At 66.6% G+C, this 20,554-nt stretch carries 19 protein-coding genes, 1 tRNA gene and 1 pseudogene; 7 read left to right on the top strand and 14 right to left on the bottom strand.

Annotation, left to right across the window (positions count from 1 at the left end; all coding sequences use genetic code 11):
• Window positions 1-23: 23 nt before the first annotated feature.
• The gene (rtcR, locus tag NX778_RS17305; RefSeq protein ID WP_258813027.1) at window positions 24-1,625 is read right to left on the bottom strand and encodes an RNA repair transcriptional activator RtcR; all 1,602 of its coding nucleotides are present in this window, start codon (window positions 1,623-1,625) and stop codon (window positions 24-26) included.
• Window positions 1,626-1,816: 191 nt separating this feature from the next.
• Between rtcR and NX778_RS17310 the strand changes: the two genes are divergently transcribed.
• The 3 genes from NX778_RS17310 to rtcA are packed head-to-tail and all read left to right on the top strand — an operon-like array spanning window position 1,817 to window position 4,398.
• Window positions 1,817-2,017, top strand: coding sequence for a hypothetical protein (locus NX778_RS17310; RefSeq protein ID WP_258813028.1), 201 nt, complete (start codon window positions 1,817-1,819; stop codon window positions 2,015-2,017).
• 32 nt (window positions 2,018-2,049) lie between these two features.
• Entirely contained in the window at window positions 2,050-3,285 is a 1,236-nt protein-coding gene (locus NX778_RS17315; protein ID WP_258813029.1) for an RtcB family protein, read from the top strand.
• A 48-nt stretch (window positions 3,286-3,333) separates the two neighbouring features.
• Window positions 3,334-4,398, top strand: coding sequence for an RNA 3'-terminal phosphate cyclase (gene rtcA / locus NX778_RS17320; RefSeq protein WP_258813030.1), 1,065 nt, complete (start codon window positions 3,334-3,336; stop codon window positions 4,396-4,398).
• 290 nt (window positions 4,399-4,688) lie between these two features.
• Here the strand turns inward: rtcA and NX778_RS17325 are convergent, their stop codons facing one another.
• Window positions 4,689-5,429 carry an SDR family oxidoreductase gene (locus NX778_RS17325; protein WP_258813031.1) on the bottom strand — a complete coding sequence of 247 codons (741 nt, stop codon included), beginning with the start codon at window positions 5,427-5,429 and terminating at the stop codon, window positions 4,689-4,691.
• 132 nt (window positions 5,430-5,561) lie between these two features.
• On the opposite strand from NX778_RS17325, the gene NX778_RS17330 reads away from it, so the two are divergent.
• Window positions 5,562-7,535 (top strand): helicase-related protein, encoded by a 1,974-nt coding sequence (locus NX778_RS17330; RefSeq protein ID WP_258813032.1) that lies wholly within the window; start codon window positions 5,562-5,564, stop codon window positions 7,533-7,535.
• On the opposite strand, the gene NX778_RS17335 is transcribed toward NX778_RS17330, so the two are convergent.
• The 5 genes from NX778_RS17335 to NX778_RS17355 form a co-directional block, all read right to left on the bottom strand.
• Window positions 7,536-8,165 (bottom strand): hypothetical protein, encoded by a 630-nt coding sequence (locus tag NX778_RS17335; protein ID WP_258813033.1) that lies wholly within the window; start codon window positions 8,163-8,165, stop codon window positions 7,536-7,538.
• A gap of 295 nt (window positions 8,166-8,460) precedes the next feature.
• The gene (locus NX778_RS17340; RefSeq protein WP_258813034.1) at window positions 8,461-8,985 is read right to left on the bottom strand and encodes a peroxiredoxin family protein; all 525 of its coding nucleotides are present in this window, start codon (window positions 8,983-8,985) and stop codon (window positions 8,461-8,463) included.
• Window positions 8,986-9,057: 72 nt separating this feature from the next.
• A complete protein-coding gene (locus tag NX778_RS17345; protein ID WP_258813035.1) occupies window positions 9,058-9,702 on the bottom strand; it encodes a BON domain-containing protein in 645 nt (214 codons plus the stop codon).
• Entirely contained in the window at window positions 9,699-10,292 is a 594-nt protein-coding gene (locus tag NX778_RS17350) for a phosphoheptose isomerase (protein WP_258813036.1), read from the bottom strand. The genes NX778_RS17345 and NX778_RS17350 overlap by 4 nt, the downstream gene beginning before the upstream one ends.
• 57 nt (window positions 10,293-10,349) lie before the next feature.
• Window positions 10,350-10,706 (bottom strand): YraN family protein, encoded by a 357-nt coding sequence (locus NX778_RS17355; RefSeq protein ID WP_258813037.1) that lies wholly within the window; start codon window positions 10,704-10,706, stop codon window positions 10,350-10,352.
• A 174-nt stretch (window positions 10,707-10,880) separates the two neighbouring features.
• Here NX778_RS17355 and rsmI point away from each other — a divergent pair, with 174 nt between their 5' ends.
• From rsmI to NX778_RS17370, 3 genes are all read left to right on the top strand, one after another.
• Window positions 10,881-11,786 (top strand): 16S rRNA (cytidine(1402)-2'-O)-methyltransferase, encoded by a 906-nt coding sequence (rsmI, locus tag NX778_RS17360; protein WP_258813038.1) that lies wholly within the window; start codon window positions 10,881-10,883, stop codon window positions 11,784-11,786.
• 84 nt (window positions 11,787-11,870) lie between these two features.
• Window positions 11,871-11,947: transfer RNA gene (locus tag NX778_RS17365), tRNA-Pro, on the top strand.
• Between the two features lie 258 nt (window positions 11,948-12,205).
• Window positions 12,206-12,493: a hypothetical protein gene (locus NX778_RS17370; RefSeq protein WP_258813039.1), complete on the top strand. Its 288-nt coding sequence runs from the start codon at window positions 12,206-12,208 to the stop codon at window positions 12,491-12,493.
• 360 nt (window positions 12,494-12,853) lie between these two features.
• On the opposite strand, the pseudogene NX778_RS24660 reads toward NX778_RS17370, so the two are convergent.
• The 7 genes and pseudogenes from NX778_RS24660 to bioF all read right to left on the bottom strand — a co-directional run.
• Window positions 12,854-13,333: pseudogene (locus NX778_RS24660) on the bottom strand (ArnT family glycosyltransferase); the annotation flags it as partial.
• Between the two features lie 234 nt (window positions 13,334-13,567).
• Window positions 13,568-14,488, bottom strand: coding sequence for a hydroxymethylglutaryl-CoA lyase (locus tag NX778_RS17380; RefSeq protein WP_258813041.1), 921 nt, complete (start codon window positions 14,486-14,488; stop codon window positions 13,568-13,570).
• A 1-nt stretch (window position 14,489) separates the two neighbouring features.
• The gene (locus NX778_RS17385; protein WP_307728100.1) at window positions 14,490-15,425 is read right to left on the bottom strand and encodes a 2-hydroxyacid dehydrogenase; all 936 of its coding nucleotides are present in this window, start codon (window positions 15,423-15,425) and stop codon (window positions 14,490-14,492) included.
• 6 nt (window positions 15,426-15,431) lie between these two features.
• Window positions 15,432-17,471: an acetyl/propionyl/methylcrotonyl-CoA carboxylase subunit alpha gene (locus NX778_RS17390; RefSeq protein WP_258813042.1), complete on the bottom strand. Its 2,040-nt coding sequence runs from the start codon at window positions 17,469-17,471 to the stop codon at window positions 15,432-15,434.
• A 41-nt stretch (window positions 17,472-17,512) separates the two neighbouring features.
• Entirely contained in the window at window positions 17,513-18,544 is a 1,032-nt protein-coding gene (gene bioB / locus NX778_RS17395; RefSeq protein WP_258813043.1) for a biotin synthase BioB, read from the bottom strand.
• Between the two features lie 16 nt (window positions 18,545-18,560).
• On the bottom strand, window positions 18,561-19,370 hold the full coding sequence (gene bioD, locus NX778_RS17400; protein WP_258813044.1) for a dethiobiotin synthase: 810 nt from the start codon (window positions 19,368-19,370) through the stop codon (window positions 18,561-18,563).
• 1 nt (window position 19,371) lies between these two features.
• Entirely contained in the window at window positions 19,372-20,553 is a 1,182-nt protein-coding gene (bioF, locus tag NX778_RS17405; RefSeq protein WP_258813045.1) for an 8-amino-7-oxononanoate synthase, read from the bottom strand.
• Window position 20,554 lies beyond the last annotated feature (1 nt).

Raw genomic sequence — 20,554 nt, forward strand, 5'->3', positions numbered from 1 at the left:
AAGACGTTTGCTCCTTACAAATCTTAAGAACCGCGCAGCTCGTCCCAGCTGAGGCCAAAGCGCGCCAGGTATTTCTTCAGGCGGTCGGCGTCGTTGGGCCGTTCCTTGGCGCTCCGTGAGACGGCGAACAGCTTGCGGCCGGCGTCCGACAGTGTTGTCGATTTCCGGCACACTTCGATGACCGCGCCGAGCTGGACGGCATCGAACAGGTCCAGTTCGGCGGCTTGTTTGCCGAGAATGCCTTCCAGATCGAGATCGCCCGCCTCGTCATTGGCATAGTGCTGCCACAGGCGCCGCAGCCGCGCGACTTCTTCCTGCACGATCACATCCGTGATGCGGCCCGCCTCGGCCAGCGTCGCCATGCGCTGCACCGAGGCCGACAGGTCGCGGAAATTGCCCGCCCAGCGCGCTTCCGCGGACATCGCGAAATCCATGTAGCGCTTGCGCGCCTCCTTGTTCAGGCGCACCACCTGCGCATTCTCGGCGCCGAACTGGGCCAGCAGGTAATCGATGTTGGGATCGATGTCTTCGGGGCGCGCCGTCAGGCCGGGCAGCTCGTAGGTCCACAGGTTGATCCGCGCGAACAGGTCTTCGCGGAAGCGGCCGGCGACCACTTCCTTCGACAGGTCACGGTTGGTGCCGGCGATCAGCAGGAAATCGCTTTGCACTTCGTTGTCCGAGCCCACCGGGTGGAAGCGCTTCTCTTCGATGGCCTTGAGCAGCATGGCCTGCTCGTCCAGGCCGAGCTCGCCGATCTCGTCGAGGAACAGCAGGCCCTTGTGCGCGCTGCGCAGCAGGCCGGGACGGTCCGAGGCGGCGCCGGTGAAGGCGCCCTTGACGTGGCCGAACAAGGTCGAGCCCGCGCCGTCGCCCTGCAGCGTGGCGCAGTTGATGTCGACGAACTTGCCGTCGATCTGGTGCCGCGCCCGGCGCAACTGGTAGATGCGGCGCGCCAGGAAGGACTTGCCGGCGCCGGTCGGCCCCATCAGCAACATCGGCGCCTTCGACTTGATGGCCACGCGCTCGATCTCGTCGATCATCGCGTTGAAACGGGCGTTGCGGGTGGCGATGCCGGACTTGAGGAAGGCCACGCCTTCTTCCTGCTCGCGCGTGAAGCGCTGGGCGATCTGGTCATACTTCGACAGGTCGAGGTCGATCAGCGTGAAGGAGCCGGGATCGCCCGCGGTCTGGCGGCGCGGCGGGGCGGTCTGCAGCAGGCGGCCGGGGAAGTAGCGCGCCTCGGTCATCAGGAACATGCAGATCTGGACCACGTGGGTGCCGGTGGTGATGTGGATCCAGTACTCCTCGTTATCCGGATCGAAGGGATAGCTGCGCGCGAAGTCGAACAGGGTCGCGTAGACCTGTTCGAAGTCCCACGGGTCCTCGATGTGCACGCGGCGGGGATTCACTTCGGTCTCAGGCGACACCGAGGCGATGTCGCGCCTGACCTGTTCCGCCAGGTCGCCGTGGCGGCCATTGAACAGCAGCTCGATGCGGTCGATGACCACTTCTTCGTGCTGGGTCAGGGCCACGGTCGGGCGCCACTTTTCCCAACGGTTGGCGCCGCTGCCGCTGTCGAGCTGGCTGCCGACGAAGCCGATCACCACGCTGCGCTTCTTCTTCATTTTGAATAAATGTTTATCTAAACAGATAATTTAGCACACCGCGTTTCCGATCGAACACATTCCGGTTCAATCTTGCGTATTAGAAATAAAACATAAAATTATCAAGCACTTATCTGAAAAACATATGGCGGATGAGCGGGCTGGCACGGCCATTGCAATAGGAGGGGTACCAAACAATCAAGGAGAACGCCATGGGCTGGACCATCAGCGTGGGAAGTGCAGGTGTGGGGCAAAGAACGAATGGCAGTGTGACTACAATTCGACAAAGTGCTGTCACGCCGATTTCTCGCCATTCGACTGTCCAGGTAATGGTTTCGTTGGATGCGGTCACGTCGGCCCAGGCCGAACAGGTCTGGCAGAGCGTCCTGTCTATCCTAGTCGGCAAGCTTTAACAATTCTTGGAATTTAATGAGAGAACAAGCAAATGAAACACGAGACTTTTGACGTGATTGCGGTCGAAGGCGGACGTCCGGTGAAGATGTGGACGCACGGGGTGCCGGTCGAGGACGAGGCCAGGAAGCAGCTGTCGAATACGGCGAAGATGCCGTTCATCTACAAGCACATCGCCGCGATGCCGGACGTGCACCTGGGGAAGGGATCGACCATCGGGAGCGTGATTCCGACGCTGGGGGCGATCATCCCGGCGGCCGTGGGTGTCGATATCGGCTGCGGGATGATGGCTGCCAAAACCACGCTGACCGCCAATGACTTGCCCGACAACCTGGGCCCGCTGCGCTCGGCCATCGAGCGCTCGGTCCCGCACGGGATGTCGCCGAAAACGCGTGGTTTCAAAGGCCGCGACAAGGGTTCGTGGGACACGCCGCCGCAAGCGGTCGACGCCGCCTGGCTGCAATTGAAGGATGGATTCGACGCAATCTGCGACAAGACCCCGAAGCTGAGGAACACTAACAACTACAAGCACCTGGGGACGCTGGGAACGGGGAACCACTTCATCGAAATCTGCCTCGACGAGGTGGGGTTCGTCTGGTTCATGCTGCACTCGGGGTCGCGCGGGGTGGGGAACGCGATCGGGTCCTGGTTCATCGAGCTGGCGAAGAAGGACATGCGCACGCACTTCATCAACCTGCCGGACGATGACCTGGCCTACCTGCCGGAAGGAACGCAGCACTACGACGATTATGTCGAGGCGGTCGGCTGGGCGCAGCAGTTTGCGCGCCTGAACCGCGAGGTGATGATGCAGAACCTGATCGCGGCGGTCCGCACGGTGATCACCAAGCCCTTCGAGACGCACGTGGAAGCGGTGAATTGCCACCACAACTATGTGCAGAAGGAACACCACTTCGGCAAGGACGTGCTCGTCACCCGCAAGGGAGCGGTGTCGGCGCGCGAGGGCGAGCTGGGGATCATTCCGGGGTCGATGGGGGCCAAGAGCTACATCGTGCGCGGAAAGGGAAACCCGGAAAGCTTCAACAGCTGCAGCCACGGCGCCGGCCGCACCATGAGTCGCAACGAGGCCAAGCGCCGCTTCACCGTGGCCGACCAGGTCAAGGCGACCGAAGGGGTGGAGTGCCGCAAGGATGCCGATGTGATCGACGAGATCCCGATGGCGTACAAGGACATCGATGCGGTGATGGAGGCGCAGCGCGACCTGGTGGAAGTTGTGCATACCTTGAAACAGATCGTCTGCGTGAAAGGCTGAGTTTTGCAATCAGCCGCTCACGCAGGCGGCAAAAAGAAAGAAAAGAACATGATTGAACTAAATGGCGCCGCGGGAGAGGGCGGCGGCCAGATCCTGCGTTCGGCGCTGACCCTGTCGGTGCTGACTGGACAGGCTTTTCGCATCCGGGACATTCGCGCGAACCGTTCCAAGCCGGGGCTGATGCGCCAACATTTGGTGGCCGTGCAAGCGGCTGCCGAGGTGTGCGGCGCGCAGGCCGAGGGCGCGCACGTCGGCTCGCTCCAGCTGAGCTTTTCGCCCGGAGCCATCCGTGGCGGCGACTACCGCTTCGCCATCGGCACGGCGGGGAGCTGTACGCTGGTCTTGCAAACGCTGGTCCCGGCCTTGCTGTTCGCGGACCGGCCTTCGACCGTGCGGGTGGCCGGCGGCACGCACAATCCGATGGCGCCGCCGGCGCAGTTCCTGCAGCGTGCCTATGCGCGTGCGCTGGCGGACATGGGCGCGGCGGTCGGTTTCGAACTGCACCGCTTCGGCTTCTATCCGGCGGGCGGCGGCGCGATCACGGCCATGGTCCAGCCCTGCGGCGTCTTGCGTCCGTTCGAGTGGATGGCGCGCGGCGCGCGGGTGGCGGCCTATGCGGAGAGCTTTGTCGCAGGCATCTCGGCGAATGTCGCCAGGCGCGAGCTGGACAGTGTCGGCGCCGCGATGGGGTGGGAAGGCTCGCAGTTGCGCGAACGTGGCCTGCCGGGCGAGCAGGGGCCGGGCAACGCGCTGCTGATCACGCTGGAGCACGAGCACGTGACGGAAGTGTTCACCGCGATCGGCGAAAAATCCATCCCTTCCGATGCCGTGGCGCGCGCCGTGGTCAAGGACGTGCGGCGCTACCTGGCGTCAGAGGGCGCGGTGGGCGAGCACCTGGCCGACCAGCTGATGCTGCCAATGGCGCTGGCCGGCGGCGGGCGCTACACGACGGCATCAATCTCCTTGCACGCGAGGACCAATGCCCAAGTCATCGAGCGCTTCCTGCCGGTGCGCTTCGAGTTCGGAGAGCAAGGCGGCGTGCATACCTGCTTGGTCGAAGCCGCTTCTGCCTACAAACCGCCGGCGCAGCGCAGCGCGGTGCCGGTGAAGTAAGACGCGGTGGACGAAAGCGCCCCGGGGTCAGGTCGTCCAATTGATCAAAATTCCAGTTGCATAAGTTCCTAAGGACATTCTTGATTCTTTGGACGACCTGACCCCAGGGGGCAAAACGTGCATTGCGTGAAGTGTTCGCGGGAAGGCGGGGAAGACCTCATGCCTGCTTTCCCGGTCGACGCCTTACTGCCTGGTCGGGTCGGTCCGCGGAAGGAAGCCCCCGTTACCGTTGATAGGAGATTGCGTACAACTTGCTGGCTATAGACGAAGACCATCCCATAGCAAGTGAATCAGATTCCACCGGCGCAGCGCAGCGTGGTGCCGGTGAAGTACGACGCGGCCGGGGACAGTAACCAGACAATCGGCGCGGCAATTTCTTCCGGCGTCGCCGGTCGTTGCAGCGGGACTTTTTGCGCGTACCGCTCCGCGCGGCCGGGCGCGCCGGCCGTGGCGTGCAGGTCGGTCTGCGTGATGCCGGGCGCGACGCCGCAGACCCGGATGCCTTCCGCTGCCAGCTCCCGGCTCAAGCCCAGGGTGAACGAATCGACCGCGCCCTTGCTGGCGGCGTAGTGCACCCATTCCTGGGGACTGCCGGTCGAGACGGCGACGGAGGAGACGTTGACGATCACGCCCTTGGCGCCGGTGCGCCGGAACGAATGAATCGCGGCGCGGCAGCAATGCATGGTGCCGTAGACATTGGTGCGGAACACGGCTTCGATGGTGGCCGGATCGGTGCTGATGAAGTCGCGCAGCGGCCCGGTGATGGCGGCGTTGTTCACCAGCGCCGCCAGCGGGCCAAGTTGCTCCTCGACGGTGGCGAACATGCCTTGCACCTCGGCCTCGTCGCCGACATCGGCCTGGACGGCAAGCGCTGTGCCGCCTGCCGCGCGGATGGCAGCGACGAGGGCGTCGGCGGCGCTCTTGTCACGTACGAAGTTGACGGCGACTGCGTAACCTGCCGCCGCTGCTTGCCGCGCAACAGCGGCGCCGATGCCGCGGCTGGCGCCGGTAACGATCAATACTTTTTGCATGCGCGATCCTCGTGTGTGTTTGGCGATATCGTACCGGCAACTTTGCAGGAGTTCAAAAGTATGCATGTGCGGGCTACCGTGCGGGGCTCGCGAGCGGATATAGTGCAGGCAATCTATTCGTATCAAGGCAAGATGGCTGATTCACGCAATCAAGAAGAACAGGACAGCACCCACGGCGACGATGCGCTGCTTGTACAGGAGCTCGACCTGGCGGCGCGCGGCATGGAGCTGGTCAAGATGGAAGGCCGGGTGTTCGTGCGCGTGCGCGGCGAGGTGCGCTACGAGGGCCTGCGCGTGCCGTACAGGCTGGTGCCGAGCCGCGGCGTGCTGGCCAAGCCGAGCAAGTGGCGCAAGCTGGATTTGACCGCGCGCCGCCAGCTGGTCGAGGAACGGGCCGGCGCGCGCGATGTCGCGGAGCTGCAGCAGCAGGCCGAGGAGTTCGTCGCCGAGATCGCCGAGCAAGCCGACGAGTTCGGTTTCGATCCGATGCTGTTCCTGCATGTGCTGGATGAGCTGGAAACCTCCGAGCCGGCCGAGTATGTGTTCGACCGCATCGGGCAGCGCGTCACGCACGCGATCGAACGCGAGCAGGAGGAGCGGCACGCGGCGCGCACCAAGGAAAGCATCAACCTGGCCGAGTATCCCGATAGCTTCGAAGTGGCGAGCAAGATGCAGCGCCGCTTCATCGCGCTGCTGGGGCCGACGAATTCCGGCAAGACGCACAAGGCAATGGAGGCGCTGGCGAACGCGGCCAGCGGGGTCTACCTGGCGCCCTTGCGCTTGCTGGCGCTGGAGAACTATGAGCGCCTGCTGGACGCGCGTCCGCATGGCAAGGAACTGAAGGTCAGCCTGGTGACGGGCGAGGAGCGCCGCATTGCCGAGGGCGCGACCCACGTGGCCAGCACGGTCGAAATGCTGGACACCCGCACGGCGGTCGAGGTGGCGGTGATCGACGAGATCCAGATGCTGTCGGACCGCGACCGCGGTGCGGCGTGGACGGCGGCGGTGTGTGGCGCACCGGCCCAGGTCGTGTACCTGGTCGGAGCGCCGGAAGCGCGGCGCGCGATCGAGGCGCTGGCGGCGCGGCTGGAATGCGAGCTGGAGGTGCACGTGCTCAAGCGCAAGGCGCCGCTGTCGATGGAGGCGGGCGCGGTGCGCAAGCTGCGCAATGTGCGGCGCGGCGACGCCATCATCGCGTTCTCGCGGCGCGAGGTGCTGATGTGGCGCGACATGATCACCGAGCTGGGCTTGTCGGTGGCGACCGTGTACGGCAATCTGTCGCCCGAGGTGCGACGGGCGCAGGCGGCGCGCTTTCGCGAGGGGCAGGCCGACGTGGTGGTGGGCACCGACGCGCTGGCGATGGGGCTGAACCTGCCGATCCAGCGGATCGTCATGACCACGGCCGTCAAGTACAACGGTGTCGAGGAGGAAGAGATTTCGGCGGCGCTGGCCAAGCAGATCGCTGGCCGCGCCGGGCGTTTCGGCGTGCACGAGGAAGGCTTCGTGGCCGGTTATGACGACGACACGCACGAGATCATGCGCGCCCTGCTGAAGGAGAAGGTGCCGCCGGTGCCGGCCACCGGCTTCGCGGTGGCGCCGTCGCTGGAGCAATTGCATCGCATCGCGGCGGTGACCGGGGAGAATTCGCTGGTCAAGCTGCTGCGTCGTTTCGTGCACAACATCGATGTGCCGGACGGCTTTTTCTTCCCGAAGATTACCGAGGAGCAGAACGAACGCGCGGAATGGCTGGATTCGCTGCCGCTGTCGGTGGCGGAGAAATTCACGCTGTCGCTGGTGCCGGTATCGACCCGCGTGCCGGTGCTGCAGAGCGCGTGGGAGCACTGGTCGCTGTCGCTGGCGAAGAAGAAGGCGAGTCCGCTGCAGCCGCATCCGGAATCGCTGTTCTGGCAGAACCTGCAGGAGGTGGAGGATACCTGTCGCATGTATTCGGCCTACGCCTGGCTGGGTTACCGGCTGCCGGAGTACTTCCCCAGCATCGAGCTGGCGCAGGAGCTGGCGCGCGAAGCATCGGAGCGGGTCGATTCGCTGCTGCAGCAGCAGAACGCGGCGGCGCGCAAGCGGCACGACAAGCGCGGACGCCGTTAGTCAGGGCAGGCAGTGCGAGGCGACGCCGGCGCCGTTGCCGCCGACCACAGGGATATCGAAGGGCGGGTAGCCGTTGCCGAGCAGGAGCACGCGCTGGCCGCGGTAGCGCAGGGCGAGCTGGTCGCCAGCGTAGTCGTCGAGGCCGCGCGGGATGAACAGCGCGATGCGGTAGTTGAGCGCGGGATAGGCGCCGGGGCCGAAGGTTTGCTGCGCGGGACCATGCTGCAGCTCGCCGGCGATGGCGCCGGACAGGGCGGGCGTGTCGCCCGGGGTGTTGAGGTCCGGCTTGTCGTCGAAGCGCAGGCTGAAGGGACGCAGCGGGCCATCGTCGCGGCCGGGATAGTCGATGCGGAAATCGTTGACGTCGTAATAGAAGCGCCGCAGGTCGCTGCGCACGTTCATGCTGCACAAGACGAAGATGGCCCAGAATCCCTGGCGCAGGCGCGGGAGCACCCACGCGGCGGGGTGCGGCGCCAGCGCGAGCGGGCTGGCGAAATGGACCTCGTGGGCGTTGGCCACGTGCTGGTAGTGGATCACCACCGGCGCGGCGGGCTCGGGCCGCGTGCTGGAGCAGGCGGCCAGCGCCATCAGCTGGGCTGCGATCAGCGGGCTGCGCAAGGATTTGTGCATCACGCCTCCTGGCCCGAGCACGGGCGCGCAAGGGGTGTCTGGGAATGCGTCAAGCTTGGACGAATCAAATGCGGTGGGTTTGAGCTAGGTCAGGCGTGCTGTGGCGGGGATACCCCGGCGGCCCGCTTTTCTTTTGTTTGACTTGGCACGTCGTCCCCGCGCAGGCGGGGACCCATAGACCGTTCGCGTCTACGAACAAATGCCGGACGTCCGCAAACTCAGCATGGGTCCAGCCTGCGCGGGGACGACGTTGGGGAGGTAAGTTGGAAAGCTGACGCCGTGCGCCTTCGGCTGCTCAGCCCTTGGCCGTCAGCGCCTTCTGCAGCAGCTGGTGCAAGGCCGGGAACTCGGGCTCGCCCACGTAGCGCTTGAGGATTTCGCCGTCCTTGCCGATTACGAAGGTAGTCGGGGTCATGGCGACATCGCCGAACTGCTTGGCCAGGTCGCCGCCCGAATCGAGCGCCACCTTGAAGGGCAGCTGGCGCGTTTGCGTGTAATTGAGCACGTAGTCCGGACGGTCATAGCTCATCGCCACCGCGACAAACTGCAGGCCCTGGCCCTTGAACTTGTTGTACGTATCCACCATCGCGGGCATTTCCTTGACGCAGGTCGCGCACGAGGTTGCCCAGAAATTCACCATCACGACCTTGCCGCGCAGGTCGGCGCTGCTGATCTTCTGGCCGTCGATGCTGATGAAGGTGACGTCCGGCGCCTTCACGCTCTTGGTGAGCGTCTGGTAGCCGATGCCGCCAATGATGAGGACGGCCGCGCCGATGGCGGCCCAGTTGATCCAGGAGCGTTTCGAAGCCGGAGCGTTCATGATGTCATCTTGGTGAGGCGGGCAACAGGGCCATTATAGCCCCGCCGCCCGGCGCCGTCCTTGACCTCGTTTTTACTGGGCGGTGGTGGAGGCCTGCGCGGTCTGCGGCTGCATCGCCTTCAGGTCTTCTTCGCTGATGTATTCGAACATCTTGACCACGCGTTGCACGCCAGACACGCCTTCGGCCACTTGCGAGGCCACATTGCCTTCGCGCGGGGTGACGATACCCATCAGGTAGACGTTGCCGCGCTCGGTGACGACCTTGAACGACACCGCCGAGACGGTCTTCTTGTCGACCAGGCTGGCCTTGATCTTGGTGGTGATCAGGGCGTCGCTGGAGCGCGAGGTGTAGCTGGACGGGCCGGCGATCTCGAGTTCGTTGATGACGTTGACCACGTTGTCGATGGCGCGCACTTCGCGCTCGACCTGGGACTTCATGGCTTCGTCGCGTACTTCGCCGGTCAGCAGCACCTTGCGGTTGTAACTGGTGACGTTGACGTGGCCGGCGTCGCCGACAACCTTGGCGACCTTCACTTCGCCTTTGACGGTGATCGCCTTGTCCTCGGTCTGCGCACCCAGGGTGCGGCGGTCGGCGGTGGCGACCGCGCCGACCACGGCGCTGCCGACCATCATTTCGACGCAGCCGGTCAGCGACGTCGCCAGCGCGGCGCACAGGATCGCTTTCGTGAGCGTGCTCGACAAACGGGCCTTCATCATTCTTCATCTCCTCCGAATAGCGCGACATCGATGCCGTCGCAAATGCAGTGAATCGTGACCAGGTGCACTTCCTGGATGCGTGCGGTGCGGCTGTGCGGCACGTTGATGTGCACGTCCGCATCGGTGAGCATCTTGGCCAGCTGGCCGCCATCCTTGCCGGTCAGCGCCACGATGCGCATCTCGCGTTCGAGCGCCGCTTCCGCCGCCGCCAGCACATTGGCCGAATTGCCGGAGGTGGAAATGGCCAGCAGGATGTCGCCGGCCTGGCCGAAGGCCTGCACCTGCTTCGAGAACACATCCTTGTAGCTGTAATCATTGCCGACGGCGGTCAGGATCGACGTGTCGGTGGTCAAGGCCAGTGCGGGCAGCGGGAAGCGCTCGCGCTCGAAACGGCCGACCAGCTCGGCGGCAAAGTGCTGGCAGTCAGCTGCCGAGCCGCCATTGCCGCAGGCGAGAATCTTGTTGCCGTTGGACAGGGCGGCGAACATCAGTTCGACGGCCTGCGAAATCGGTTGGGTCAGGGCGGCGGCGGAATTGAGCTTCAGCTCGGCGCTTTCCTGGAAGTGAGCGAGGATGCGTTGAGTATTCATGACCGGAAATTATAGTGCAGTGCGGTGCTGAAGACAGGCAAGCACAGAAAAAATTGCTTACATTTCAATGGCATTGCGCAGCCATGCGCGTTTTTTGCCATCGATGGCCACCACGTCGAAGCGGCAGGGCGGGGTGTGGGCGAAGCGCATCAGGTACACGGTGGCCGCGCGCTGCAGCCGCCGGACCTTGGCCGGACTGATGCTGGCCAGGGCGCCGCCGTGGCGGGTATCGGCGCGCTGGCGCACCTCGACGAACACGAGCGTGGCGCCGTCCCGCATGATCAGGTCGATTTCGCCGCCCTGGCAACGGAAGTTGGCGGCGACCGGGCGCAGGCCGTGGCGGGCGAGCCAGGCCTGCGCCAGCTGTTCCCAGCGCTGGCCTTGCTCCTGCTTGGCCGACAGGCCGGGCAGCATCTAGCGGTCCGGCCCGGCCGGCGATGGCAATGTGGCAAGGGCACTTGTGCTAGGCTGCGGCGGCGCGCACAATCCGGCGGGCGCGCCGCATGGCTGCGCCCAGCCGTCCAGCGGCGCCGGCATGCACCTGGCGCGCCGGCGCCCGAGCCGTTTGACCAGCATCCGAATCCCGACATGAGTGACACCCAGTCCAGCCAGATCGCCAACCTCCCTGTGATCCACGAGGCCGCCCAGCAGTCCTATCCCACCGGGACCCTGTACGTGGTGGCCACGCCGATCGGCAATGTCACCGACATCACCTTGCGCGCGCTGCACCTGCTGGCGCTGGCAGACGTGGTCGCATGCGAGGACACGCGCAAGACCGGCGCGCTGCTGGGCCGCTTCGGCATCAACAGGCCGTTGCTGGCGGCACACCAGCATAATGAGCGCGAGGTGGCCGAGCGCCTGGTCGAGCGCCTGGCCGGCGGCGCACGGGTGGCGCTGGTATCGGATGCAGGCACACCGGCGGTGTCGGATCCGGGCGCGCGCATCGTCGACGCGGTGCGCAAGGCCGGCTACCGGGTGCTGCCGCTGCCGGGCGCCTCCGCCGCGGTGACGGCGCTGTCGGCGGCGGGGCTGGTCAATGACCGCTTCTATTTCGTCGGCTTCCTGCCGGCCAAGCCGAAGCAGCGCGAAACGGCGCTGGCCGAACTGGCGCAGGTGCCGGCCACGCTGGTGTTCTACGAAGCGCCGCACCGCATCGATGAATGCGTGCAGGCGCTGGCCCATGCCTTCGAGCCGGCGCGGCAGGTGGTGTTCGCGCGCGAACTGACCAAGCTGTTCGAGGAAGTGCACCGCTGCACGCTGGGCGAGGCGACGGCCTGGCTGAAGGGCGATACCAACCGCGAGCGCGGCGAATTCGTCGTGCTGGTTGAGGGCGCGCCCGCGCGCGACGATGCCGCCGACGCCGATGCGGACCGGATCTTGCGGATCCTGTTGGCCGAATGCAGCGTGAAGCAGGCGGCGAGCCTGGCGGCACAGATCACGGGCCTGAAAAAGAATGCGCTGTACGACCGCGCCCTGCAGTTGAAGGATGAATAAGACGCCGGCAGCGCACTGCCGCGCGGCGTTTCGCCGGCCAGCCTTGACCGATCTGGCGCCAGCAGGTATCATGCTCGTCCTCGTCGGAGTGTAGCGCAGCCCGGTAGCGCATCTGGTTTGGGACCAGAGGGTCCAAGGTTCGAATCCTTGTACTCCGACCACAGTTTCTCGAAAGCCGACGCCATCCGCGCCGGCTTTTTCGTTTCCGGCCCTGGCGCGATGCTGATCCACAGGTAGTCGAACTCCAGCTGTTCGCCCGGACGGCCGCCGGAACGCGCGCCGATCTTTCCCTTCCCGATCACACGCATATTCGCGCAGGCCGGCATCGGTGTGCGCGCAACGTCGTCCATACCGTCGCCCGATAACAGCAGCAGCTCGCCCGACAGTGCGCAGGCATCGCGCATCAGCACGACGGGAACTTGGGGAAATTGCAATCGCATATTGCCGCCGACGAAGCGGTCTTGCACGGCGAAGGCCTCGACGCCGGGGAAGCGTTGCCGGATAGCGGCCGCGAGTTCGGGAAACGGTTGCAGGATCCTCGGGTCGCGCCCGAGCGCGGCCTGCAGCTGCGGCCGAAACGCCAGCGCGGTGACGAGGAGCGCGGCGAAGGCGGCCATCGTTGCGAGCATCCTGCGATAGACCGCCGCGGACACCGGCGGGAAAAACACGAAGAAGGCCAGCGGGAAGGAAAACAGCAGCGGCTGTAGCCAGCGGCTCTGGACATGCACGAGTTCTCCGCCGAGCACCAGGGCCGCGATGGCGCCGAGCCCGCAGGCATACAGCCAGAAGAAGAACCGCGCGTCGGCTGATGCCAGCCGCGGACTGCCCCGTTTGCGCGCCGTCCAGGCGCAGGCCAGCAGCACCCACAGCGGGGTGATGAAGGACAGGATGCTCAGGCCGAAGTGCCGCAGGCCCAGCATCACATTGGCGCCATAGGCCATGGGCGATCCGCCCTCGTGCATCTTGCGCAAGGTGTCGGTGGTGGCTGTATCGGCCTGTCCGGCGAACCAGACCGCGTGGGGAAGCATGATCAGCAGGCCCACGAGCGGCGTCATCCACACGTCCCTGGTCCAGATGATGCGCCGGTGTTCCGGCACCAGCAGGCTGGCGCCGGTGAGCCCAAGCACGAAGAGCAGGAAGTTGTACTTGGATAGCATGCCGAGGCCGAACAGCAGGCCCAGCAGCACGCGCAGGCGCGGGCCCGGGGCGCGCAGCAGCGCGAGGTAGCACCACAGGGAAGCCGCGGCGACCGCGGTGGCCAGGATCGAATGCGTGCGGTCGATCTGGGCTTCCCAGCCGAGCGTGACGATCATGGCGAGCGAGGCCGATACCGCCGCCGCGCCGGTACGGCCGATCAGCAGGCGCGCGGACTGGTACACGCTGGCGTACAGCGCGAACATGAGCAGGTTCTTGGTGACCGCGAGCGCGAAGTGGTTGACGCCGGCGAGCTGGAAGGCGAGCGCCTGCAGCCAGGTGTACAGGGGAGGCTGGTTTTCGTAGCCGGGCCGGAGATGCTGGGCGTAGAAGACCTGCTCGGCCTCATCCATCTCGGCGGCGCCGCCTTGCCAGACGCGGATCAGGATCTGGAGGAAGAAGTAGACGCCGAGCGCGGCCAGGAAGGCCGGGCGGGTGCGCTGCTTGTTGCCGGCGATGGGTTCGGCGATCGCGGTCACGGGCGTCTTTCCGTTTAAGGAGAGACGCCAGCCTAGCGGCGCGGCCGGCGCGCGCGTTAGAGGCGCATCAAACGAACGTCGTCCCCGCGAAGGACGACGTTACTACTGTCAACTAGTACGTTTGGCCGCGATCGCGTTGCCGGCGCGGCTGACGCTTTTTCGCCCAAGATGCTGCGAGATGAACAGTCCCGCATCCACCACCTGGTCGAGGTCGACCCCGGTCTCGATCCCCAGCCCGTTCATCAGGTACAGCACATCCTCGGTCGCGACATTGCCGGTCGCGCCCTTGGCATACGGGCAGCCGCCCAGGCCCGACACCGACGAGTGGAAAATCGCGATGCCCACTTCCATGCTCGCGTAGATATTGGCCAGAGCCTGCCCGTAGGTGTCGTGGAAATGGCCGGACAAGCGCTCCAGCGGAAACTCCTGCGCCGCGCGCAGCATCACCGCCTGCGTCTTGCGCGGGGTGGACACGCCGATGGTGTCCGCGATGTCGATCTCGTCGCAGCCCAGGTCGCGCATGCGGGCCACCACGTCGGCCACGGCGTCCAGCGGCACCTCGCCCTGGTAGGGGCAGCCGAAGGCGGTGCTGATGCTGCCGCGCAGGCGCACGCCGCTGGCCTTGGCCGCTTTCGCAACCGGTTCGAAGCGCGCGATCGATTCCGCGATCGAGCAGTTGATGTTCTTCTGCGAGAAAGCCTCGGACGCGGCGCCGAAGATCACCACTTCGTCCGCCTTGGCCGCCAGCGCCGCCTCGAAGCCCTGCATATTCGGCGTCAGCACGGAATAGATGGTGCCGGGACGGCGCGCGATGCGGGTCATGACCTCGGCCCCGGTCGCCATCTGCGGCACCCATTTCGGCGACACGAAGGCGGCCGCTTCCACGTTGACGAAGCCGGCGCGCGACAGGCGGTCGACCAGTTCGACCTTCACGTCGGCCGGCACGTTTTCCTTCTCGTTCTGCAGGCCGTCGCGCGGTCCGACTTCGACGATCTTGACCTTGCGCGGCAGGCTGGCTTGGCTGTTCATCTCAATATCCCCGGTTGCGGTCGACCACATCGTCGACGGGTTGGCCCTGTTCGAGGGCGGCGATCTTGCGAACGATCTGGCGCACGGTTTCGCGCACGATGGTGCGGCCCGAGATGTGCGGCGTGACGGTCACGCGCGGCTCGTCCCAGAACGGATGGCCGGCGTCCAGGGGCTCTTCCTCGAACACGTCCAGCAGCGCGCCGGCGATGTGATCTTCCCGGACCAGCGACAGCAAATCGTCCTCGACGAAGATGGCGCCGCGCGACACGTTGATGATGAACGCGCCCTGCGGCAGGCGGGACAGGCGTTCGCGGTCGAACAGGCCGGTGGTCTCCGGCGTCAGTGGCAGCAGGCAGGCCAGCGCGCGCGTCCCGCGCAGGAACTCGTCCAGCTGGTCCTTGCCGGCGAAGCATTCGACGCCCGCTACCTCCCTGGCGCTGCGGCTCCAGATGCGCACCGGGAAGCCGAAATGGCGCAGCGCCCCGACCACGCGCATGCCGAGTTTGCCGGTGCCCATGACGCCGACCGTGAAGCTGTCGCGGTCGGGATGCGGCAGCGGACGCCAGCTATGTTCGCGCTCGAACGCCTCATATTGCGGCATCTGGCGGAAGTAGCGCAGCACGCCGTACAGCACGTATTCGGCCATCTGGTCCGCCATGCCGGCGTCGCCGACGCGGATGATCGGCGCGGCGGGCAGCGCGTCGCCATGCTTCAGGATCGCATCGACCCCGGCGCCCATCAGGAACACGGCCTTCACCCGCGCCAGCTGTTCCAGCAGCGCCGGCGAAGGCGCCCAGATCACCGCGTAGTCGCAGGCGGCGGGACGCGGCTCGCCATCCTTCCAGCCGACGATCGCGGCCTGCGGCAGCGCCTGTCCGAGTTCATCCAGCCATTGTTCGATGCGGCCGTCGCCGCGGTACACCAGGATGCGCATCATGATTCCTCAAGCAGCCTTGAAGGCCAGCAGCGGCGCGCCGTCCGTCACCTGGTCGCCGACCTGGTAGAGCACTTCCTCGACCACGCCGTCGCCTGGCGCGGCAATCGTATGCTCCATTTTCATCGCTTCGATGATGACCAGCGGCTGGCCCTTCTTCACTTCGGCGCCGTTGGCGATCATCACCGCCACCACCTTGCCCGGCATCGGCGCGGTCAGGCGTCCGCCGCCGGCTTCGTGCTCGCCCGCGTGGGCCATCGGGTCGTTGTAGGCGAGCGTGTAATGGCGGCCGGCGGTGAACACGTGGAACAGGTCGCCGTCGCGCCACACGCTGCCGTGCGCGGCGGTGGCGCCGAGGCGGATCGACAGTTCGGCGCCATCGCGCTTCACCAGTTCCAGGCGCTCGGACACGCCGTTGGCGTCGAGGTTCCAGCCCCAGTCGTGGTAGGCCAGCCTGACCCGGTAAGCCTTGGCGTCCGTGCCTGCCGCGTAGTCGTCGGCGAAGGAGAGCTGGCGCTGGCAGGCGCCGTTCATGCGCCAGCCGCGCGCATGGCCCCACGGGTCGGCCGGGTTGGCGTCGGCGCGCGAGGACTGGTCCTTTTCGGCTTCGACCAGGGCCAGCGCCGCCAGCGCCAGCGCGGTGGCTGGCGCCGCTTGCGCCGGCGGGAACAGCACGCCTGCGTTGCGCTCGATGAGGCCCGTGTCCAGGTCCGCGTTGGAGAACGCCGGGCTCTCCACCAGCCGCTTGAGGAAGGCGACGTTGGTGGCCAGGCCGACGATCTGGAACTCCGACAGCGCCTGCGCCATGCGCGCCAGCGCCTGCGTGCGGTCCGCGCCCCAGACGATCAGCTTGGCGATCATCGGGTCATAGAAGGGCGAGATCTGGTCGCCTTCGCGCACGCCGGAATCGATGCGCACCGCGGCCGGCTGGCCGGGCGAGCCGCCCAGTTCGAATTCGACCGCGTCCGGGGTCGACAGGTGGCGCAGCGTGCCGATGGAAGGCAGGAAGCCCTTCTCCGGATTTTCCGCATACACCCGTGCCTCGATCGCATGGCCGTTGATCGCCAGTTCGCTTTGCTGCTTCGGCAGCGGCTGGCCGGCGGCCACGCGCAGCTGCCACTCCACCAGGTCGGTCCCGGTGATCATCTCGGTCACCGGATGCTCCACCTGCAGGCGGGTGTTCATCTCCATGAAGTAGAAGCTGCCGTCCTGGTTGGCGATGAATTCCACCGTGCCCGCACCCACGTAGCCCACCGCGCGCGCAGCGGCGACGGCGGCTTCGCCCATCGCGCGGCGGCGTTCCCCGGTCATGCCCGGCGCCGGCGCTTCCTCCAGCACCTTCTGGTGGCGGCGCTGCACCGAGCAGTCGCGCTCGTGCAGGTAGACGCAGTTGCCGTGCTTGTCGGCGAACACCTGGATCTCGATGTGGCGCGGACGGATCAGGTACTTCTCGGCCAGCACCTTGTCGTCGCCGAAGGAGCTGATCGCCTCGCGCTTGCAGGATGCCAGCGCGGCCTCGAAATCTTCGGAGCGCTCGATCACGCGCATGCCCTTGCCGCCGCCGCCGGCGCTGGCCTTGAGCAGCACCGGGTAGCCGATGCGGTCGGCCTGCTGGTGCAGGAAGGCGCTGTCCTGCTCGTCGCCGTGGTAGCCCGGAACCAGCGGCACGTTGGCGCCTTCCATCAGCTGCTTGGCGGCGGACTTGGATCCCATCGCGCGCATCGAACTGGCCGGCGGCCCGATGAACACCAGGCCGGCCGCTTCGACCGCCTCCGCAAACTCCGCGTTCTCCGACAGGAAGCCATAGCCCGGATGGATCGCCTGCGCGCCGGTGGCCTTGGCGGCGGCGATGATGCGGTCGCCGCACAGATAGCTTTCCTTGACCGGCGCCGGCCCGATCAGCACCGCCTCATCGCACACCGCCACGTGTTTCGAGCCCGCGTCGGCCTCCGAGTAGACGGCGACGGTGCGGATGCCCATGCGGCGCGCGGTCGCGGCCACGCGGCAGGCGATTTCGCCACGGTTGGCGATGAGGATTTTGTTGAACATGCGTCGTCTCGTTGTTTATTGGTTTGTCGGTCGAGCCGGCATCAGCAGCCGCAGGCTTCCTTCGGCGCCGAATCCAGCGTGGCGGCGCGCGTCGACAGGCCCAGCTTGGCCAGCAGCACGCGGTCGTCTTCCGCTTCCGGGTTGTCGGTGGTGAGCAGCTTGTCGCCGTAGAAGATCGAGTTGGCGCCGGCCATGAAGCACATCGCTTGCACGGCTTCGCCCAGTTCGCGGCGGCCGGCCGACAGGCGCACGCGCGCTTCCGGCATGGTGATGCGCGCGACCGCGATGGTGCGCACGAATTCCAGCGGATCCAGCGGCGGCAGGCCGTGCAGCGGCGTGCCCTCGACCTGCACCAGGTGGTTGATCGGCACCGATTCCGGGTACGGGTTCAGGTTGGCCAGCTGCGAGATCAGGCCGGCGCGCTGCTCGCGCGTCTCGCCCATGCCGACGATGCCGCCGCAGCAGACCTTCAGGCCGGCCTGGCGCACGCGGCCCAGCGTATCCAGGCGGTCCTGGTACTGGCGGGTCGAGATCACGTCCTCGTAGAAGTCGGGCGAGGTGTCGATGTTGTGGTTGTAGTAGTCCAGGCCCGCGGCCTTGAGCTGTTCGGCCTGGCCTTCTTCCAGCATGCCCAGCGTGGCGCAGGTTTCCAGGCCCAGCGCCTTCACCGAGCGCACCATCGCCTCGACCTTTTCCATGTCGCGCTCTTTCGGGCTGCGCCAGGCGGCGCCCATGCAGAAGCGGGTCGCGCCGTTGGCCTTCGCGCTTTTGGCGGCATCGAGCACGGTGTCGAGGTCGAGGATCTTCTTGGCCTCGACGCCGGTGTCGTAGCGCGCGGCCTGCGGGCAGTAGCCGCAGTCTTCCTCGCAGCCGCCGGTCTTGATCGACAGCAGCGTGGCCAGTTCGACGTCGCCTTCCGGCCAGTGGGCGCGGTGCAGGGTCTGGGCGCGGTACATCAGTTCCGGCAGCGGCAGCTCGAACAGCGCGAGCACGTCGGCCACCGGCCAGGTGGCGTTCTCCGGCTGCTTGATGGCGACCGGGCGGTGCAGGGAAACGGCTTGGGTTTGCGACATGAAGATTCCTTTGGTATTACGCGGATCGTGCCGGCGGCCAGCCCGGCACGCCCGACAGATCGATGAATTCGGCCGCCGTGGCGGCCGTTGGATGGGGCAGTTGCGGCACGCGTCCCAGCATCGGCGCCGGGATGCGCTGTGCCAGCGCCTGGATGTTTTCGTCGATGAAGCTCATGTTCGGGTCGACTTCGTTGGCGACCCAGCCGGCCAGCACCAGGCCGCGCTTGATGATCGCCTCGGCGGTGAGCAGCGCGTGGCTGATGCACCCGAGGCGCATGCCGACCACCAGGATCACCGGCAGGTCGAACTGGACCGCGAGGTCGGCGGTATCGAAGGTATCCGCCAGCGGCACGCGGAAGCCGCCCACGCCCTCGACCACGGTGGCGTCCGACGCGGCCAGGATCTCGGCGTAGGCGGTCAGGATGGTGACCGGGTCGATGTCGCGGCCTTCGCGCGCGGCGACGATATGCGGCGCGGCCGGCTCGCGGAACATGTAGGGCGTGGTGATGTGCTGCGGCAGGCGCACATTGCCGGCGGCGGCCAGCATGTCGGCGTCCTCGTTGTGCAGGAAGCCGTCGCGCACTTCGGCGCCGGCGGCGATCGGCTTCATGCCGCAGGCGCGCACGCCGGCCTTCACCAGCTTGTGCAGGATCGCGGCCGAGATCAATGTCTTGCCGATTTCGGTGTCGGTGCCGGTGACGAAACAGGCGAAGCGCGAGGGCACGCCCTCGGCCAGCAGCGCCTCCGGCAGCGGCTCAAGTTTCGGCTCGGCCGAGGCCGGCGGGACCACCGCCGATTCTGCTTGTGCGGGTTCGTTGAAGCTCATGTCACGTCCTTTCCAGGTCGTTCAGCGCGGCGGCAAGCTGCGCGACTTCTTGATGCGTGTGCGCGGCCGACAGCGTCACGCGCAGGCGCGCGGTGCCCTGCGCCACCGTGGGCGGGCGGATCGCCGGCACCCACAGGCCGTTTGCGTGAAGGGCGGCGGCGGCGCGCAGCGCTTCGTCGTTGGCGCCGATGATGATCGGCTGGATCGCGGTTTGCGACGGCAGTCGCTGCCAGCGCGCGAGCGTCAGCTCGCTGTCCAGCTGCGCCAGCAGCGACTGCAGGTGCGCGCGCAGGCCCTTGCCTTCGTCACCCGCAATGATATCAAGACTGGTGAGCAGGGCATGCGCCAGCGCGGGCGGCGCGGCGGTGGTGTAGATGTAGGGCCGCGCGCGTTGGACCATCAGCTCGATCACGCTGTGGTGGGCGGCGACGAAGGCCCCCGACACGCCGGCCGCCTTGCCCAGCGTGCCGACATAGACCAGGTTGGGCGAACGCAGCGCGAAATGTTCGAGCGCGCCGCGGCCGTTCTCGCCCAGCACGCCGAAGCCGTGGGCGTCGTCGACCACCAGCCAGGCGCCGTGGCGTTCGCACAGTGCCAGCAGCTGCGGCAGCGGCGCGAGATCGCCGTCCATGCTGAATACGCTGTCGGTGACCACGATCTTCGTCACCGCATTGCTGGCCTCCAGCTGCGCTGCGAGCGTGTCGGTGCCGCCATGCGGGAACACACTCACGCCGGCGCGGGCGAGGCGTGCGCCGTCGATCAGCGAGGCGTGGTTCAGCGCTTCCGAAAAGATCGCCGCGTCGGCATTGGCGCCGAGCGTGGTCAGCACCGCCAGGTTGGCCATGTAGCCGGTCGAGAAGTACAGCGCCTGCGCCGATTCCACGTAGGGCGCCTGCAGCTGCGCGAGACGCTCCTCCAGCACCGCGTGGGCGCGGCTGTGGCCACTGACCAGGTGCGATGCTCCGCTGCCGGCGCCGTAGATCTGCGCGCCTTCGCGCAGCGCTTCGACCACGCGCGGATGCGCGGCCAGGCCCAGGTAGTCGTTGCTGCAGAAGGCCAGCATCGGACGCCCATCGACCACCTGCAGCGGCGCGCAGCGGGTTTCGGCCACGCGGCGGCGGCGCGTCAGGCTGTGCGTTTCGAGCTGGGCGAGCTCGCGCTCGACGTTTGCGATCAGGTCCATC

This window comes from Massilia terrae, assembly GCF_024753145.1.
Lineage (GTDB): Bacteria > Pseudomonadota > Gammaproteobacteria > Burkholderiales > Burkholderiaceae_D > Telluria > Telluria terrae.